The organism is Pseudomonas sp. GM102, assembly GCF_000282555.1.
GTDB lineage: Bacteria > Pseudomonadota > Gammaproteobacteria > Pseudomonadales > Pseudomonadaceae > Aquipseudomonas.
This window is the reverse complement of sequence record NZ_AKJB01000060.1, coordinates 1-16,850: the sequence shown is the minus strand read 5'-3', so window position 1 is coordinate 16,850 and position 16,850 is coordinate 1. Positions and strand designations below refer to the sequence as shown.

The 16,850-nt window shown below is 57.2% G+C and carries 13 protein-coding genes; 9 read left to right on the top strand and 4 right to left on the bottom strand.

The window, feature by feature from the left end; all coding sequences use genetic code 11:
• Positions 1–29 precede the first annotated feature (29 nt).
• The 3 genes from PMI18_RS14665 (at position 30) to PMI18_RS14675 (ending at position 3,995) form a co-directional block, all read left to right on the top strand.
• Positions 30–1,046, top strand: a complete 1,017-nt coding sequence (locus tag PMI18_RS14665) for a Gfo/Idh/MocA family protein (protein WP_007900953.1) — start codon at positions 30–32, stop codon at positions 1,044–1,046.
• A gap of 61 nt (positions 1,047–1,107) precedes the next feature.
• Complete coding sequence (locus PMI18_RS14670; protein ID WP_007900952.1) at positions 1,108–2,538, top strand: sugar porter family MFS transporter; 1,431 nt, start codon at positions 1,108–1,110, stop codon at positions 2,536–2,538.
• 272 nt (positions 2,539–2,810) lie between these two features.
• Complete coding sequence (locus PMI18_RS14675) at positions 2,811–3,995, top strand: sugar transporter (protein ID WP_007900951.1); 1,185 nt, start codon at positions 2,811–2,813, stop codon at positions 3,993–3,995.
• Here PMI18_RS14675 and PMI18_RS14680 read toward each other — a convergent pair.
• Complete coding sequence (locus PMI18_RS14680) at positions 3,970–4,542, bottom strand: hypothetical protein (protein WP_238542605.1); 573 nt, start codon at positions 4,540–4,542, stop codon at positions 3,970–3,972. The genes PMI18_RS14675 and PMI18_RS14680 overlap by 26 nt on opposite strands.
• A gap of 32 nt (positions 4,543–4,574) precedes the next feature.
• Here PMI18_RS14680 and PMI18_RS14685 point away from each other — a divergent pair, with 32 nt between their 5' ends.
• The 4 genes from PMI18_RS14685 (at position 4,575) to PMI18_RS31085 (ending at position 7,283) form a co-directional block, all read left to right on the top strand.
• Positions 4,575–5,432, top strand: a complete 858-nt coding sequence (locus PMI18_RS14685; protein ID WP_007900949.1) for an AraC family transcriptional regulator — start codon at positions 4,575–4,577, stop codon at positions 5,430–5,432.
• A 123-nt stretch (positions 5,433–5,555) separates the two neighbouring features.
• Complete coding sequence (locus tag PMI18_RS14690; protein WP_007900946.1) at positions 5,556–6,350, top strand: SDR family NAD(P)-dependent oxidoreductase; 795 nt, start codon at positions 5,556–5,558, stop codon at positions 6,348–6,350.
• Between the two features lie 460 nt (positions 6,351–6,810).
• On the top strand, positions 6,811–6,996 hold the full coding sequence (locus PMI18_RS31090) for a hypothetical protein (RefSeq protein ID WP_157221679.1): 186 nt from the start codon (positions 6,811–6,813) through the stop codon (positions 6,994–6,996).
• Between the two features lie 98 nt (positions 6,997–7,094).
• Positions 7,095–7,283 carry a hypothetical protein gene (locus PMI18_RS31085; RefSeq protein ID WP_157221678.1) on the top strand — a complete coding sequence of 63 codons (189 nt, stop codon included), beginning with the start codon at positions 7,095–7,097 and terminating at the stop codon, positions 7,281–7,283.
• Between the two features lie 476 nt (positions 7,284–7,759).
• Here PMI18_RS31085 and PMI18_RS14695 read toward each other — a convergent pair whose 3' ends face one another.
• Genes PMI18_RS14695 through PMI18_RS14705 form a run of 3 tightly spaced genes read right to left on the bottom strand, consistent with a single transcriptional unit; the run spans position 7,760 to position 13,445 of the window.
• Positions 7,760–9,214 carry an efflux transporter outer membrane subunit gene (locus PMI18_RS14695; protein ID WP_007900941.1) on the bottom strand — a complete coding sequence of 485 codons (1,455 nt, stop codon included), beginning with the start codon at positions 9,212–9,214 and terminating at the stop codon, positions 7,760–7,762.
• On the bottom strand, positions 9,207–12,293 hold the full coding sequence (locus PMI18_RS14700) for an efflux RND transporter permease subunit (RefSeq protein WP_007900938.1): 3,087 nt from the start codon (positions 12,291–12,293) through the stop codon (positions 9,207–9,209). Before PMI18_RS14700 ends, PMI18_RS14695 begins: the two co-directional genes overlap by 8 nt.
• Positions 12,294–12,305: 12 nt before the next feature.
• Positions 12,306–13,445 (bottom strand): efflux RND transporter periplasmic adaptor subunit, encoded by a 1,140-nt coding sequence (locus PMI18_RS14705; protein ID WP_007900936.1) that lies wholly within the window; start codon positions 13,443–13,445, stop codon positions 12,306–12,308.
• 348 nt (positions 13,446–13,793) lie between these two features.
• On the opposite strand from PMI18_RS14705, the gene PMI18_RS14710 reads away from it, so the two are divergent.
• Both PMI18_RS14710 and PMI18_RS14715 read left to right on the top strand, forming a co-directional pair.
• Positions 13,794–16,007, top strand: coding sequence for a TonB-dependent receptor (locus PMI18_RS14710; RefSeq protein WP_007900933.1), 2,214 nt, complete (start codon positions 13,794–13,796; stop codon positions 16,005–16,007).
• Between the two features lie 164 nt (positions 16,008–16,171).
• Entirely contained in the window at positions 16,172–16,570 is a 399-nt protein-coding gene (locus PMI18_RS14715; protein WP_007900930.1) for a hypothetical protein, read from the top strand.
• Positions 16,571–16,850: the final 280 nt, after the last annotated feature.

Here is a 16,850-nt window from a genome sequence, read left to right as displayed (position 1 = left end):
ATTCGTCTCAAATGAACGGAGTCCCAGAAATGACCCTTAATATTGGTGTGATCGGTAGCGGTGCCATTGGCCAGGACCATATGCGCCGTTGCCACTTCGCGCTCAATGGCAGTCGCGTGACGGCCGTGAATGACATCAACCTCGAGCAGGCGCAGCGGGCGCTGAAAACCTTGGGGATCGCCGCTGAGGTGTACGCCGATGGCCATGAGTTGATTAGGTCCAAGGAGGTTGATGCGATACTGGTGACCTCTTGGGGGCCGAGCCACGAAGAGTTCGTGCTATCGGCCATTTCCGAGGGCAAGCCGGTGTTCTGCGAGAAGCCGCTGGCGGTCACTGCCGAGGGCTGTCGACGCATCATCGAAGCCGAAATCGCCCACGGCAAGCGCCTGGTGCAAGTAGGTTACATGCGGCCCTGGGACAAGGGCTACAACGCCCTGCGCGAAGAAATTCGTACGGGTGATTTGGGTGTGCCGCTGATGGTGCACTGTAAGCACCGTAATCCTGAGGTCAACGATGCCTACACAACCAATATGGCGGTGTCGGACACGCTGGTGCATGAACTCGATGTTTTGCGCTGGTTGCTTGACGACGATTACGTCTCGGCGCAAGTGGTTTTCCCTCGGGTAACCCGGCATGCCCACAGCAATCTGCGCGACCCGCAAATCGTCCTTCTGGAAACCGCCAAGGGCGTGCGCATCGACGTCGAAATTTTCGTCAACTGCAAGTACGGCTATGACATCCAGTGCGAAGTGGTGTGCGAAGACGGGACCGCTGAACTGGCGGCGCCGCCTTCACCGCGGGTGCGCCATGCAGGTTCGAATTCGCAACACGTATTGCTGGACTGGAAGCAGCGCTTCATCGAGGCCTATGACCATGAATTGCAGGCCTTCGTTGACGGTGCCAGCAAGGGCCAGATCCAAGGGCCCTCTGCCTGGAACGGTTTCGCTGCGGCGCTGGCTGCTGATGCCTGTGCCGAAGCGCAAATCAGCGGTGCCATCGTGCCGATCAACATGCCAGCCAGGCCCGCATTTTATGACCCGAACTGATTAATCGTTCTTGCCCGGCCCTCGGGACGGGCAGGCTGACTGAAAAATACGGAGAATAACAATGACAATCCCCGTTTATGAAACGGCCGGATCTGGATCCGGCTCGGCGCAGGTGCTTTCGGAAAAACGCAAAGCCAAACGCTATCTACGTTTGATCACCATGATTTCCACCTTTGGAGGGTTGTTGTTCGGCTTCGACACCGGTGTGATCAATGGTGCACTGCTATACATGAAGCATGACCTGGGGCTGACGCCCTTCACTGAAGGCCTGGTGGCCAGTTCCCTACTACTGGGGGCGGCGGTGGGCGCATTTCTCGGTGGACGGCGGTCCGACCGCCGCGGACGGCGTAACAACATTCTGTTGCTGGCGATCTTGTTTTTCGTCGGTGCCTTGGCCTGTTCCTTTGCACCCAGCATGGAAGTCATGGTTGCTGCGCGTTTTCTCCTGGGGATTGCGGTAGGGGGCGCTTCGGTCACGGTGCCGGCCTATCTGGCGGAGATGGCGCCTTCCCATATCCGCGGCAAGGTCGTCACTCAGAATGAGTTGATGATCGTGGCAGGGCAGTTTCTTGCCTTCACCTCAAATGCAACCATTGGCAATCTCTTTGGCGATGTCGACGGCGTATGGCGCTGGATGCTGGTCATCGCCAGCGTGCCGGCGGTGGCGCTCTGGGGGGGGATGATATTCATGCCGGAAAGTCCTCGGTGGCTAGCCTCCAAGGGACGTTTTGCGGAGGCGCTGAAGGTGCTCAAGCGGGTGCGCGAGGAATACCAGGCCAGCGCGGAGCTTGAGGAAATCAAACATTTGGCCGCCGAAGACAATCTGGCTCGTCGCGGTGGGTGGCACGAACTTTCAAAGCCCTGGATTCGTCGGGTGTTCTTTATCGGTATCGGGATTGGTATCGTCATGCAGTGCACCGGCGTCAATTCGATCATGTACTACGGCACCCAGATTCTCACCGAGGCCGGCTTTGAGCGGGGTGGGGCGCTGTATGCCAATATCGTCAACGGCGTGATTTCGGTTCTTGCGACCTTCGGCGGCATTTACCTGCTGGACCGCATAGGCCGACGGACGATGCTATTGCTCGGGCTGTCCGGCACGACCCTGGCATTGTTTCTGATCGGGCTGGTGTCGTTGATGGTCGCACCTTCGGAGTTTCGTGCCTTTCTGATTCTGGGGGCCATGGCACTGTTTCTGACATTCATGCAGGGCCTGATAGCGCCGGTGGCCTGGGTGATGATCTCCGAAATTTTCCCGCTGCGTATGCGCGGCTTCAGCATGGGGGTATCGATTTGCGTCCTGTGGATCACCAATTTCACCATCGGGTTATTCTTCCCGACCCTGGTCGCTTTGGTAGGCATTGGCTACACATTCTTTATCTTCGTGGCTTTGGGGGTGTTGTCTCTGGGATTTGTGAAGATGTGCGTTCCGGAAACACGTGGACGTAGTCTGGAATCCATCGAGGAGGAGTTTCGCCGGCAGTGCGGTTGAAATGTCCGGGGGAATCGATGATCACGAACAGGAGTTCGAGAAGTCTATGAATTGATCCCGGCGGGGTGCCCAGCACGCTCTGGCACAGTTCCTGCTCGTGCTCGCCGGGGGAGTGCAGCCTATTGCAAGGTTCGTGTGTGGCTCTCGTTTTCCTGTCTGGTCCCCGCTCGATATGCCCCGCAGGGCCGCTTGATCGTAAAGGCGGCGTTTGGCGCGGTGCGTATCGAGTCTTGGGGACTGTTTGATCATCGATAGAGTAGTGCGACCTTTAAATGAATATCTCTGCGGTTAGAACTGACAACAATTGGCAACCGGTCCTGGCGCTGACGTTAGCCGCCTTTGTGTTCAACACCTCGGAGTTTGTGCCTGTCGGTTTGTTGAGCTCGATCGGTAGCAGTTTTGACCTGTCGACGGCTCGGGTCGGCCTGATGCTCACGATCTATGCGTGGGTGGTGTCCTTGGCGTCGCTGCCGGTTATGCTGCTGACGCGTAACATCGAGCGGCGTAAGCTGTTGATCGTCCTGTCGGCGATCTTCATCATCAGTCACGTTCTCTCCAGCCTGGCCACAAGCTTCGGAGTACTGTTGCTCAGTCGTATCGGTGTGGCGCTGTCCCATGCGTTGTTCTGGTCCATCACCGCTTCCCTGGCTGTGCGTCTGGCGCCAGCGGGTAAGCAGGTGCAGGCGTTGGGCTTATTGGCAACCGGTACTTCCCTGGCGATGGTGCTGGGTGTTCCGCTTGGCAGGTTGTTGGGCGAGGCCCTGAGCTGGCGCACCACCTTCATCGTGATCGCTGTGGTGGCGACTGCGCTGGTGTTGTGGTTGGCCAGGATCCTGCCATTGTTGCCTAGTCAGAACTCGGGTTCCCTCAGAAGCCTTCCCATATTGTTCAAACGGCCTGCGCTGGTGTCACTCTATGGGCTGACGGTGGTGGTGGTTACCGCTCAGTTCACTGCCTACAGTTACATCGAGCCCTTCGTCCAACTGGTGGCCGGCATGAGTGGTCATGTCGTGACCCTAATACTGCTGCTGTTCGGTGGGGCCGGTCTCTTCGGGTCGCTGCTTTTCAGTTGGCTTCACCGGTATAGCCCGCGGCGCTTTCTGATCGTGACCGTGGCGTTGCTCTCGCTCTGCTTGGCATTGCTATTGCCTTTGAGCGGTAAGGTCTCGTCTCTGGGGGGGCTCAGTCTGATTTGGGGGATGGCGATCATGGGTTTTGGGCTGGCTCTGCAATCGAAGATCCTGGTGTTGGCTCCAGACGCTACCGATGTGGCGATGGCGCTGTATTCGGGTATCTACAACGTGGGCATAGGGGGTGGTGCACTATTGGGGAGTTGGGTAGGCGGCCAGTTCGGGTTCGCCTACATAGGGCTGGTTGGAGGCGTGCTGGCGGCCTTGGCGTTGCTGTTTTATTGCGTGTCAATCTACCGCTTCAGCCAGCCCCGAATTCCGATTTGATTTCCTTCGCCAAAAGTTTCTGTGCCAATACCAGCGCCTCTTCCTTGGTGGCTGTCATGAGCATGGGGTAACCCCAGAACTTTTCATACACGATTGAAAATGCTCTGGCTGCCACGCGTTTGGGGGTGCTCGGTTCGATGTGGATCGAGGCCTTGACGAAGGTCCTCAAATCACTCTTGTGAAGCTTCATCCAAAGCGAAGTTTGCTTCATTTCATCCGGTGAATGCTCATGGTCTCCCTGACCGAGACCTTCATCGTTCAGGAGCACGAAGGGTTCTTTACGAGCGAGCAAAGCTTCGAACTCGGCAAACGGCGAGTCGCCAGGATTCTTGCTGGGCGTGGCGATTTGCATCCAAACGAGTGGGAACCGGGAGGCATCTATAAGCATGTCAATCTTCCTTCTGTAGGTGGTAAAAATCGCTGGCAATCTCGCTTGGTCACAGAAGAAGCGGCCGAACGGGTAACCAGTACGATCAATCTCACGATACCCAGCAAGCGACTGGACGTCATTGCACAAGTTGGCCATGATATTGTTCAAGTCAGCCATTTGGCTGTTTTCGTTCGAGGTCCACCCCTACCATGTCAGACACCGTATTCAGAGAACCTGTCGCGAGCCTGGATGTCGACAGCATCTCTCGGCCGGTTGTTGCTCTGAGCGCTTCGATGGTGAGTAAGGACTGGGAGCAGGCCAAGCATCATCATCGCAAGGCGCAACTGCTCTACTCCGTGCGTGGCATCCTCAATTGCGAGATAGAAGATGGTGTCTGGATCGTTCCGCCGCAATGCGCCATATGGATACCAGGAGATTTGTCGCATTCGGCACGCGGTTCGGGTGAAACAGAGTGTTATTGCCTGTTTGTCGAGCCCGACGCCACGCCAGATCTTCCAAAGACCTGCTGCACGATCTCGGTATCGCCGCTGCTCCGTGAGTTGCTTCTGAAGGCCGCGGGGTTCCCTAAGCTATACGCTTGCGAGGGGCGTGAAGGCCGGTTGATCGCAACATTGCTGGACGAGTTGTCGGCGGCCCCCGTGGAAAGTCTTCACTTGCCGATGCCTCGCGATGCGCGGCTGCGTCGACTCGCGCAAATGTTGTTGGCCGATCCCACCGACAAGACATCGATGGGTGACTGGGCCATTCGCATTGGCATGAGTGAGCGGAGTATGAGTCGGCTTTTGCTGCACGAAATAGGGATGAGTTTCGGACGCTGGCGTCGGCAGTTGCATGTGATTCTATCGCTGCAGCGCTTGACTAAAGGGGAGAGTGTGCAGACGGTTGCGTTGGAGCTTGGTTACGAGAGCGCCAGTGGTTTTGTCACCATGTTCCGTAAAGCGGTAGGCAAGCCGCCAGCGCGATACCTTTCCGATCGCATGGCCAGCGCCTTGATCGTAGGTGAATCAGTTTCTGTGCCCGGTATCATGTTTCCCGATCAGGTCTGACCCTATTGAATCGTGTAGCGATGCTGATTGTCTGGATTGAACAACGATCTGACCAGACATCGCTACCGAGTCACGTAAAACACCGCTAGATTTAAAAATCAACAAATAGGCGGGAGACGGGTCATGGATCTGGGATTGAAAGGTAAGCGGGCGCTGGTGACGGGATCAACGGCCGGCATCGGACTGGCAACCGCACGCGCGCTGGCGGCCGAGGGCGCTCACGTCACGGTGAATGGCCGGACTCAGGCGCGAGTCGACAGCGCAGTAGCCGAGCTCAGATGTGACCTTCCCGGTGCGACTATTACCGGGATCGCAGCCGATCTGAGTAGCCGTGAAGGGTGCGAGACTCTGGTTGGTCAGCTTCCGGAGATCGATGTGTTGGTCAACAACCTTGGCATCTTCGAGCCGAAATCGTTCGAACAGATCGCGGATGAAGATTGGCTGCGTTTCTTCGAGACCAACGTACTCAGCGGAGTTCGGCTTTCGCGTCACTATGTGAGCGGGATGCGATCGCGCAACTGGGGACGGATCGTGTTCGTTTCCAGCGAGTCGGCCCTTCAGATTCCGGCTGAGATGGTCCATTACGGCATGACCAAGACCGCGCAACTTGCTGTGGCCCGCGGGCTTGCCGAGACTCTGGTAGGGACCAATGTCACGGTAAACAGTGTTTTACCTGGGCCGACTTCGTCGGAAGGCGTAGGGGCGATAGTTGCGCGGATGGCTGCTGAACGTGAAGTCGATATCGCGACAGTCGAACGCGAATTCCTATCGACGGCGCGGCCATCTTCGCTTCTGCAGCGATTTACGAAACCTGCAGAAATTGCCGCATTGATTACTTATGTGTGCAGCACTCAAGCATCCGCCACCACTGGCGCAGCGCTACGGGCAGACGGTGGCGTGGTCCGCTCGGTAGTATAATCTTTAGACGCTGACGGGCACTTAGCCTGCAGACTCCATCTCAAGTGAAAAGTTATTGTTGCTTCTAAAGGTGACTCGCGACGTCGTGCATGAACTGCAATGAACTTACGGCGCTGTTATTAATAGTCAGCGAACATGGTTTTTCACCAAGACTAAAGCGATTGGCTGATTTGAATAACAATATGGCAGTCTTTCGAAATGACGGACAGAGATTGGCGAGGCATCATTAAAAAAGATTAAGCGGTTTTGTCTGAAAACCTGCTTCATGCGGTTTTCAGTTTTTTTAGTGAGCTGAAGATAAATTTTATTATTGGTTCCTCTGGTTTGCGTGGGTGTTGATTTGCGCGCAATTATAACTGTATCTCATATTAAGGTTTTCTCGATGGCCTATCGGTGTCGGGGGAAAGGTCCCATTAATTGGGAAACAAAAGCTCCATTATTTTCTGAAATGAGGTGTCTTATGAGTAATTCCATCGGAAACACGTTTAGAAATAAAATTCTTGGCAACGGTGTCGGTCGCAAGCGGGTCATTGCCGTTTGCCTTCAGGCTATTTTGGCAGTGGGTAGCGTCGCCGTATTGGCAGAAGTTGCACAGGCCTCATCGATTAACTGTTCTTCATATATTCCTGATCCGACCTGCCATTAACTGTGTTTGGCATGCGCTCTCGCCATGAGAGCGCATGCTGATTCGCAACTGTTTTTCAGGTGGACAGGTCTGCATTTTTTTCTGAAATGAGGTGTCTTATGAGCAATGCCATCAAAAACACGTTTAGAAATAAAATGCTTAGCAACGTTGTGATTCGCAAGCGGATCATTGTTGGTTGCCTCCAGGCTATATTGGCAGTGGGTAGCGTCGTTGTAATGGGAGGCGTTGCACAGGCTGACTCAGGTTCTAACTGTGCTGGACATATTACTGATCCAACTTGTAATTAACTGTGTATGGCATGCGCTCTCGCCATGAGAGCGCATGCTGATTCGCAACTGTTGTTCAGGTGACGGTCTTTTTTTTACTACTGCGCGATACGCTTTGAATTACCGAAGCTTTTGTCATGCTTGAATCTCGCCATAACTACCACTTATTGAAATAATGGTCATCCCATAGGGTGGCTATTTTTATAGTTGTCGTTCTCTGGTCTTTTTAGAGGATGATCGCTCGCGTGATCACAAATAAATCTTCGGCAGATTCAGGATGTGTGTAGCGCGTTCAAATATGGGTGCTTTTCGAAAAATTAAACCAAAAGCCTATCGCAGTTTCTACTGCGAGATTGCGATCATTTTTGTCTGCCGAGTTCAGCCAGGAAGACCTGATTGATGTCCTGGAAATGGCCGGCGACAAGAGCCGCGCAGCCAGATCTACCAGTGCAGAGGATGCGAAACAATTCAGCGGCATTGAGGAGCAACATTCTCTTTTACTGCGTACTGACGTGCTCCCATCCACCACCAAGCGCCTTGAAGACACTGACTAGGGTGGAACCCACCTTCTGGTCGGCGCTGGCCACCTGCGATTTGGCATCGATCAGAGTATTCTGCGCCACGATGACATCCAGATAGCTGATGGACCCGCCGCGGTAGCGCTGGTCTGCCAGCCGGAAGGCGTTATCGGCACGGTTGCGCGCTTCGATCAGGGCATCGCGTTGCTCCATCGCCGCACCATAGGCGCTCAGCGATTGCTCGGACTCCTTCAGGGCATTCAGCACAGCGCCGTCGAAGCTGGCCAGTGAGGCCGCACTCTGTGCTTTTGCCTGGGCGATGCGGCTGCGAGCCACCATGGTGTTGGGAAAACTCCAGGAAATCAGCGGGCCGACAGAGAAGGAGAACGTGCGATTGCCTTTCAGATAGTCATTGCGCAGGTAGTTACCCGAAGCACCCAGCGTAACGCGTGGATAGAGATCGGCTACGGCCACGCCGATCCGAGCGGTGTCGGCCGCCAGTTGTCGTTCGGCCTGCCGCACGTCGGGACGACGGCGCAGCAGCGCGGTGCCGTCGCCGACTGGCAGCTCACCGGCTATTTCCGGCGCCTTGGAGCAGGCGCGTGCCGCCTCCGGTACCTGCGACGGAGTGCGGCCCATCAGCGCCGCCAACTCGAAGAGAGCGGAATCGCGCTGACCCTGCAGCGGCGGCAAGGCGGCCTCGGTCTGGGCCAGCGTGCCTGCTGCCCGCTCCACATCCAGACGAGACGCCGAGCCTGCCTGTTCCTGGCTGCTCACGAGGTCAAAGCTGCGCCGTGCCAATTCGATGGATGAGCGGGCAACGTCGATGGATTCGCCATAGGTACAGGCGTCCACATAGGCTCGAGTTGTTTCTGCGACCACCATCACCCGAGCGGCATCGTAGGCCGCGGCAACTGCATCGGTGTCGTCACGCGCGGCCTCGATGTCGCGTCTGACCCGACCGAACAAGTCGAGTTCGTAGGAGACGTCGAGCCCGCCGCTGTAACTCCACTGTTTGGGCGCCTGCCCTGTGCCAGTCCAGGTGGTTTGGTCACGTCCGTAGCCTGCACCCGTCGATACATTGGTCGAGGGGTACAGTCCTCCGCGGGCTTCCTTGTAGATGGCTCGTGCGCGGTCGAGATTCGCCAGGGCCTCGCGCAGATTGGTATTGGCCGAGAAGGCTTCCTGGACCAGGCTGTCGAGCACTGAATCGTCGTACAGCTTCCACCAGTCCGCTGGCAATGATGCAGCGAAATCCGTCTTGGCCGGTCGGCTGATGAAGGGGTCGGCGGCGGTATGAGGAGTGGCCGGGGCACGATAGTCCGGCCCGCTGGCGCAGCCGGCCATCGACAGGACGAGCAGTGCCAGGGTCGCCCGCGACATGTGCCGAGGGCGAATGATGGTGCCGTTTGATCGGTGGTTTTGATCAGACATTGGGGGCCTCCGCCGACGCCAGTTCACGGGCACGAGGGCTTTGCGCCGCCGTCCGGTGGTCCTTGGCGATAAAGCTGTAGATGGTGGGCAGGACGAACAAGGTGAAGAAGGTACCGACCAGCATGCCCATCACCACCACGATTCCGATGGAGAAACGGCTGGCCGAACCCGCGCCGTCGGCGAACAGCAACGGCACCAGACCGGCGACCATCGCCGCCGTGGTCATCAGGACGGGACGCATACGTACCGCCGCGGCCTTTTCGATGGCCTCAATGCGACTGAGGTTCTCGTGGTGCTGGATATGGTTGGCGAAAGTGACCATCAGGATGCCGTGTTTAGAGATCAGCCCGATCAACGTGACCAGTCCGATCTGGGTGTAGATGTTGAGTGTCGCGTAGCCCAGCCACAGCGGTACCAGTGCGCCACAAACCGCCAGCGGCACGGTGACCAGGATCACCAGCGGATCGCGCAGGCTCTCGAACTGCGCGGCCAACACCAGGAAAATCACCACCAGCGCAAAGCAGAAGGAGACCAGTAGGCGGTTGCCTTCCTGAACGAACTGGCGGCTGTCACTGAGCCAGTCGACGCTGGTGCCGGGCGGCAGTTGTTGCGACTGCAGGAATGCCACGGCTTCGCCCATGCTCACGCCTGGAGCCGGCAGCGCTTCGAGCGTTGCCGAGTTCATCTGGCCGAACTGGGTGAGCTGGTTGGCCTGCGGGCGCATTTCGACGCGGGTCACCGTCGATAGCGGCACCTGCGCACCGGAGGTCGCCTTGACATAGAAGCGTCCGAGGTCTTCGGGTGTCATGCGCTCGCTGCCGCGCACCTGAGGGATCACATCGTAGGAGCGGTCGTGAAAGTTGAAACGGTTGACGTAATTCTCACCGACCAGCACCGCCAACGTATCGGCGATGGCCTGCATGGTCACGCCCATTTCGCTGGCCTTGGCATTATCGATGGTGATGTGTGCCTGCGCGCTGTCATAGGCCAGGTCATTCTGCACATAGAGGAACAGGCCGCTGGCATAGGCGGCGTTTTTGATCTTCTCGGCCGTCTCGTACAGTGTTTTGAAGTCGTCGGGAGAACGCAGCACCATCTGCACCGGCAGGCCGCCGGCAGAGCCGGGCAGCGGAGGCAACTGCACGGCGGTGAGCGTTTCACCGTCGATGGCGCCGCCGGCTGCCTGGATCTGGCCCTGGATCTCGGTAGCCGAGCGTTTGCGCTCGGACCAATCCTTGAGGATTGCGCCGCCGAGCATCTGGTTCTGGCCGCCGGCGATACCGGAGATGTGCATAAAGCTACTGTCAAACTCCGGAATTGACTCGAACAGCTTTTCAATCTGCTCCGCATAGCGGGCGGTGTAGCCCACTCCCGCATACTGCGGTGCCTTGGTGACGACGATCACCAGGCCCTGGTCTTCGGTCGGGGCCAGTTCGTGGCGCGCGCCACTGAACAGCACCATGATAGCTGCCAGCACTACCGCACCGACCAGCAACACCGCACCGCGCACGGCCAACGTGTACGCCAGCAGCCGTCCGTACACAGCGGTCAGCCGTGCCATGTAGCGCTCGATGAATTTCTCCAGACGAGCTTCGCCCTGCTTTGAATGCAGCAGCATCGAACTCATCACCGGCGACAGCGTCAGTGCGACCACGCCCGAGACGATGACCGAACCGGCCAGCGTGAAGGCGAACTCTTTGAACAACGCACCGGTCAACCCGCCCATCATGCCGATAGGTGCATACACCGCCGCCAGGGTGATGGTCATGGCGATCACCGGCCCGACAATCTCGCGTGCCCCCAGTAGTGCTGCGTGCACGGGCGTCAAGCCCTCCTCGATGTGGCGATGGATGTTCTCCACCACGACGATGGCGTCGTCCACCACCAGGCCGATCGCCAGCACCATGGCCAGCAGCGTCAGCAGGTTGATCGAGAAGCCGCAGGCCAGCATCAGCGCCGCAGTGCCTACCAATGAGAGGGGTATGGTGACGACCGGGATGATGACGGCGCGGAAGGTGCCGAGGAACAGGAAAATCACCACGATGACGATCACGATGGCTTCGATCAGCGTGTGTTTTACCTCCTCGATAGACGCGTTAACGAAACGCGCGACATCGTAGTTGGGCGACACTGTCAGCCCGGGCGGCGCCATGTCGCGGATCTTGGAGATCAGTTCGCTGGCGTGCTTGACGATTTCGATCGGGTTGCCATCGGGCGAGGGCTGGATGCCGATGAAAATGGCCGGCGTGCCGGTGGCGAATGCAGCGTTGTTGTAGTTCTGGCCGCCGATCTCGACAGTGGCTACATCGGACAGCCGCACCACGCCACCCTCGGGACTGGACTTGATCACCATCTGGCGGAAGTCCTCGACACTACGCAAGTCAGTTGCGGCGCTGATGTTAGTGACGGTCAGCGCGCTCTTGAGCTGGCCCGGCGCGGCCTGTACGTTATTTGCACGCAACGCGGCGGAGATCTCGCCAGCCGACAATCCGCGTCCAGCCAATCGCACCGGGTCGATCCAGATCCGCATCGCCAGCGTCTGTCCACCGAGGATGTCGGCCGAGGCTACGCCGGGAATGCCAGTGAACAGCGGCTGCGCCACTCGGGTGGCAAAGTCCGTCACCTGCGGGATCGACAGTGTGTCGCTGTAGAAGGCAACGTACTGCACTGCCGTGCCGCCTTCGGTGGACTTGTTGATGACCGGGTCAGTGACGCCGGCCGGCAACTGGTATTTGACTTGCTGCACTTTGGCCAGGATCTCGGTCATCGCACGGTCGGCATTGGCATTGAGCACCAGTCGCGCCTTGATCTCACTTTTGCCTTGCGTAGTGGTGGAGCTCAGGTACTCGATACCGCTGGCAGTCGCGATCGACTGCGCAATCGGCGTGGTCACGAAGCCTTGCATCACTTCCTGGGTCGCGCCTGGCAGGGTGGTACTCACGCTGATGGTGGCATTTTCGAGATACGGGTACTGCCGCACGGGCAGCAGGAACACTGCGGTGGCGCCCATCAGCAGGATCAGCAGGCTGACGACCAGCGCCAGGATGGGGCGACGAATGAAGATGTCGGTAAAATGCATGGTGCTGTCTCCCTACTGTGCGCTGGCGGTGGCAGAGAGAACTGACGGGGTCGCAGCAGCCGAGAGTGCGGCGGTACTGATTTTCACCGTCGCGCCAGGTGGCAGCCGATTCTGGCCGGCCGTGACCACGGTATCCCCCGGCTTGACTCCTTGGGTCACCAGAATGTCGTCGCCGAGCCGGCGCCCGGTGGTGACCGGCACCGCGACCGCTTTTCCTACCCCTTCCTCGTTCGCACCCTGCACGAGCACGACGCTGTCGCCGGAGGCTGAGGTCTGGATCGCCGTCAGCGGCAATACGATGGCGTTGGTCGTCGCGGGCAGCGCCAACCGCGTCGTCACGTACATGCCGGACTTCAGAGTCCGGTCGGCATTGGGCAGTAGCGCCTGCACGACAATGTTGCGGGTCTCGCCGTCGATACGCGGCTCGATCGTACTGATCCTGGCGTTGAACACTTGGCCCGGCGCCGCGTCCACGGTCACCTGCACCGAGGCACCCGAGGTCAGTCTGGGTAGATCTTGCTGGGGCAATGTGAAGTTGACGTAGAGTGGGTCGAGTTGGGTCAGCGTGGCGATGGCGTCACCGGCCGTGAGGTATTGGCCAGGATTGATGCGCCGTATACCGATCTGGCCGGAGAACGGTGCGCGGATAGTCTTCTGCTGGATGCGCGCGTCCAGTTGCCGAACCGCCGCGACGGCCTGTGCGGCCTCGGCCTTGCGCTGTTCAAGCAGTTCACGAGGCTCGGCACCGGTGGGCGCGAGTTCTTGCGAGCGCCGGAGTTGCAGCTGTGCGAAATCAGCCTTGGCCGCAGCGGCGGTGCGATCCGCCTGTTCCGGGGCGTCGTAAAGCTGGACCAGCACGGTCCCTTCTTTAATGACCTGACCCGCTTCGAAATTGATGGCGGTCACGCGCCCGGACGTGTCAGGGGCCACCATCACCTCGCGCACAGCTTGTAGGCTACCAACGGCCTGCAGTTCCTCTGCCACGCCGCGGGGGTCGGCGCGGATCGTCGATACGGGTATGGCGGGCATGACAGGGTGTTCGGCGGCACCGCTGCGGGAGATACGCCATGTGTATAGCAGGCCAAAGACCACGACGAGGCCGATAACGCTGATAGCGATGGGTTTGGCGTGGCGGGTGACAGCGGTGCTCATGCGCGCCTCCCTACTACAACGGAACTTAAGACGGGGCGTGACCGGCTTTGCGTCGCCGATCCACCAGGGCTAAGTGAATGCATGGGGAGATTTCCTTGGGAAGAAGTGCTCGGTCGGCTGAGCCAAGCGACGAGGGTTGACGCATAGCAGGCCACGATGAGGCGCAGCCTATCCATACCGGCCAGAATCTGCATTGCGAAAACTAGTCAGTTTATTTCGCAATACGGCCAAATAGATGGCGTTTTGCTCATTGGCCGGAACAAACAATAATCTGGCCAAATTTCGTTATCTGCGCCTGTATGCGTAGCGTTAAATAGAGCCCTCAAAAATACGAATGAGTTTTATTTGATGACTACTACGCCTTCTGTGGAAGGAAGCGGCCGTGTGCTCTCGGGCGCGGTTGACCAGTTACGCACCATGCGCCACGCATTCTTCAGGACGACGATTGCCGTCGCCGTTGTCGTCAACATGCCTGGCGTGTTTGCCGCTGAAGTGACACAAGCGCAAGCCGTCGCCAGATCGGAGGAAAGCTCAACGTCGCAATCCTCATCAACACCCATAGTGCTGGAGGCGGTTACGGTTACGGCCCGCAAAACGACTGAACGTCTTCAAGACGTTCCTGTGAGCATTACGGTTTTGCCTGCCGAAACGTTGAAAGAAACGCCTTTCGATCCGGGGGCGGCTATCGCTCGCAACGCACCCAATGTTCAATGGGTTAACCGCACTACCGGTTCTCAGTGGTTTTCGATTCGCGGTATCAGTTCACTGGGGTCGCCGGCCAACTATTCCGACGGCACCATTGGGTTCAATGTCGATGGCGTACCTACAAGCATGATGGGCGCTTCGAATGTCTTGCTTGATGTTGATCATGTCGAGGTACTGCGTGGACCTCAGGGCACTCTCTGGGGGACCAACGCGCTGGGTGGCGCAATCAATGTCATTACCAATCAGCCCGATGGCACCCATGACGTTCGGGTGACGACTGAAATGGGTGAAGATGGTTATCGTATGGGCGAGGCGATCATCGGTGACAACCTGATTCCCAACGTACTCGATGGGCGCATGGCTATCCGTTTCGGTCATGAGGATGGCGACATTAGCAGCGTACATACCGATAAGCTGGGTGAGCGTGATATCGGAGCTTTTCGAGGGGGGCTGAGATTTACCGGGTGGGATGACACCACTGTTACATTGACGGGTAATTATTTGCATGACGAAGCAAACGCTCCGCTTTATCTATTACGTAACGGTAACCACACCCCGAAAAGTGGAATTCTCACCGAGCCGGACTCGACTAATACTCAGGTGGGCACTAACTTAACCATTGAGCATTTTTTTGATCATTTCAAATTAACTTCTGTCTCCGCTTACCAATATAACGAACTGGAAAGCGAACTCGACGGCGCTGATAGCCTGGTCTATGGCGCGGTTGGGCTCCCGGCATCCAGTTCTGTCAGTTACTTGACCGATAAGGAAAATACTGTAAGCCAAGAGCTGCGGCTAAGCTCGCTTGAGGGTGAGCCAATCCGTTGGGTGGTGGGGACTAGCGCCATGCACACCGACGGCACCCGAGTGTGCCAGAGTACGCAATGTGCACCGGTTCCTTTCAGTGCGATTACGATGACCAGCAAGCTCGATACGCTGAGTCTTGGGTTGTTCGGTGATGTGTCGATCCCCTTTGCAGAGCGCTGGGAGTTGTCAATGGGTGCACGGGTAAGCCATGACGACATTGAGATGAAACGACACAACTCTTTAGGGTTGGCCTCGCTGACAGGTTCTAATTCGACCGCTCAGACGTATCTCACGGGGCGAATGGCGCTCGCTTACAAGTGGACAGATGATATTCAAACCTACGTGTCGGTTGCGCGTGGTCATGCGTCGCGAGTTTATCCGCTCTTCAGCTATCCGGTGAACGGTGTCGAGGCCGACCCTTACCCGGCGGCAACCGACTGGACCTATGAAGCCGGCATAAAAGCCGCCTTGCTTGATGATCGTCTGCAGCTTGACGCCAGCGTTTATTACAATGACGTCAAGAACGGCGTTATGTCCTATCTCGATCCCGCACTTGGAGCATTTCGCACGGCCTATCAAGATTACAAAACCAAAGGGTTTGAGTTGCAGGGGCGTGCGATTATTACGGACGGTTTGAGCTTTAATGGCGGGCTTGGATACACCCATAGTTCACTCGGAAGCAATGGCGCTGCCACTAATACCGTTTCCGGTAATCCGGTACCTAATACGCCTGAATGGACCGCGACGGCGGGACCGCAGTACGAAACGTCCGCTCAGATTATTAATTTGCCAGGCATGCTGTCATTCAACATGCAATATCAATACACGGGAAAACGCACTGCGGACATCGACAAGTCGTTCTACCTCGATCCCTACAGCATTGTGAATACCAGGCTTGGTTGGAAAGACAAGGACCTCGAGGTTTATCTTTTCGGGCGTAACCTGTTCGACAAGCGCTACGAAACATTCGGGAGTGTGTACGGCGGTCTGGAGATTGTTTCAGTGGGCCGCGGCCGAACGTTAGGGGTTGGGCTCACCAAAAGTTTTTGACGATGGTGCTTTCTTGAAGAGGTCATCAAACCCCAAACACCAGTATGACTGGCTGCGAAGGGTATCGAACTTCTTTGAGTGATCGCCTTGCACTTGCCGTGCTCGCAAGAGTGGCATGTCCTAACGTCTTTTTGCGTTTGTTATAGCTATAGGAAAACTCGGCAATGGTTAGCAAGGAACAAAACAGGCTCGCTCTATTCTGGCTGACGACTGCACTTGGCGCTGTGCTATTCGTAACGGTCCAGTCGTTTTCTTACGTCAGCGACTATGTCAGGTCGGGCGGCGCAATGCCGACGATCACGTTCGACTCAAGCATGTTGTGGATGGTATCCATGTTCTATGGCGCATGGATTATCCCCGTGCTGCTCGCGTTGATCGGAACGTCTACGGCCAATTGGACCATGTTGATCCTTGGCGGTGCTCTTGCGATCCTGAATACGCTTGCTGGCGTCATGGATGGATTGCGAGATGGCGGACATATCGTTTTCTCGGCTTTGCTGTTCATCGCGCTTCCCGGCGTCTGCGCCATTGTCGCGTCCTGGCGTCACATCAAAACAGCCTGAGCAGACTTGTCACGGTGGCTGCACGGGATTTATGCATCTTGCGATTGCCTGGAGCAACCGCAAGATCAACAGCCCCATATTTACGGGGCTGATGGTTCCAGAGCGCCACTGACGCAGGGCCGCGGGGCGCCCGGAGACCTTTGACCTCTGCGCCTGGTGAGTTGGAATGCTTCAGTAAAAAATAACAGAATATAAATTCTATTAAAAATAAAATGGAATAATTATTGATTTTTCGGTTCTGGTCGTTTTAGTCTGCACCCACCAAGAGTGTTCGGCGCCT

Coding starts and splice junctions, on each gene's coding strand:
- PMI18_RS14700 (WP_007900938.1), bottom strand. CDS start 12,293: ATGCATTTTACCGACATCTTCATTCGTCGCCCCATCCTGGCGCTGGTC.
- PMI18_RS14670 (WP_007900952.1), top strand. CDS start 1,108: ATGACAATCCCCGTTTATGAAACGGCCGGATCTGGATCCGGCTCGGCG.
- PMI18_RS14695 (WP_007900941.1), bottom strand. CDS start 9,214: ATGTCTGATCAAAACCACCGATCAAACGGCACCATCATTCGCCCTCGG.
- PMI18_RS31085 (WP_157221678.1), top strand. CDS start 7,095: ATGAGCAATGCCATCAAAAACACGTTTAGAAATAAAATGCTTAGCAAC.
- PMI18_RS14710 (WP_007900933.1), top strand. CDS start 13,794: ATGACTACTACGCCTTCTGTGGAAGGAAGCGGCCGTGTGCTCTCGGGC.
- PMI18_RS14680 (WP_238542605.1), bottom strand. CDS start 4,542: ATGGCTGACTTGAACAATATCATGGCCAACTTGTGCAATGACGTCCAG.
- PMI18_RS14675 (WP_007900951.1), top strand. CDS start 2,811: ATGAATATCTCTGCGGTTAGAACTGACAACAATTGGCAACCGGTCCTG.
- PMI18_RS14665 (WP_007900953.1), top strand. CDS start 30: ATGACCCTTAATATTGGTGTGATCGGTAGCGGTGCCATTGGCCAGGAC.
- PMI18_RS14715 (WP_007900930.1), top strand. CDS start 16,172: ATGGTTAGCAAGGAACAAAACAGGCTCGCTCTATTCTGGCTGACGACT.
- PMI18_RS14685 (WP_007900949.1), top strand. CDS start 4,575: ATGTCAGACACCGTATTCAGAGAACCTGTCGCGAGCCTGGATGTCGAC.
- PMI18_RS14705 (WP_007900936.1), bottom strand. CDS start 13,445: ATGAGCACCGCTGTCACCCGCCACGCCAAACCCATCGCTATCAGCGTT.
- PMI18_RS31090 (WP_157221679.1), top strand. CDS start 6,811: ATGAGTAATTCCATCGGAAACACGTTTAGAAATAAAATTCTTGGCAAC.
- PMI18_RS14690 (WP_007900946.1), top strand. CDS start 5,556: ATGGATCTGGGATTGAAAGGTAAGCGGGCGCTGGTGACGGGATCAACG.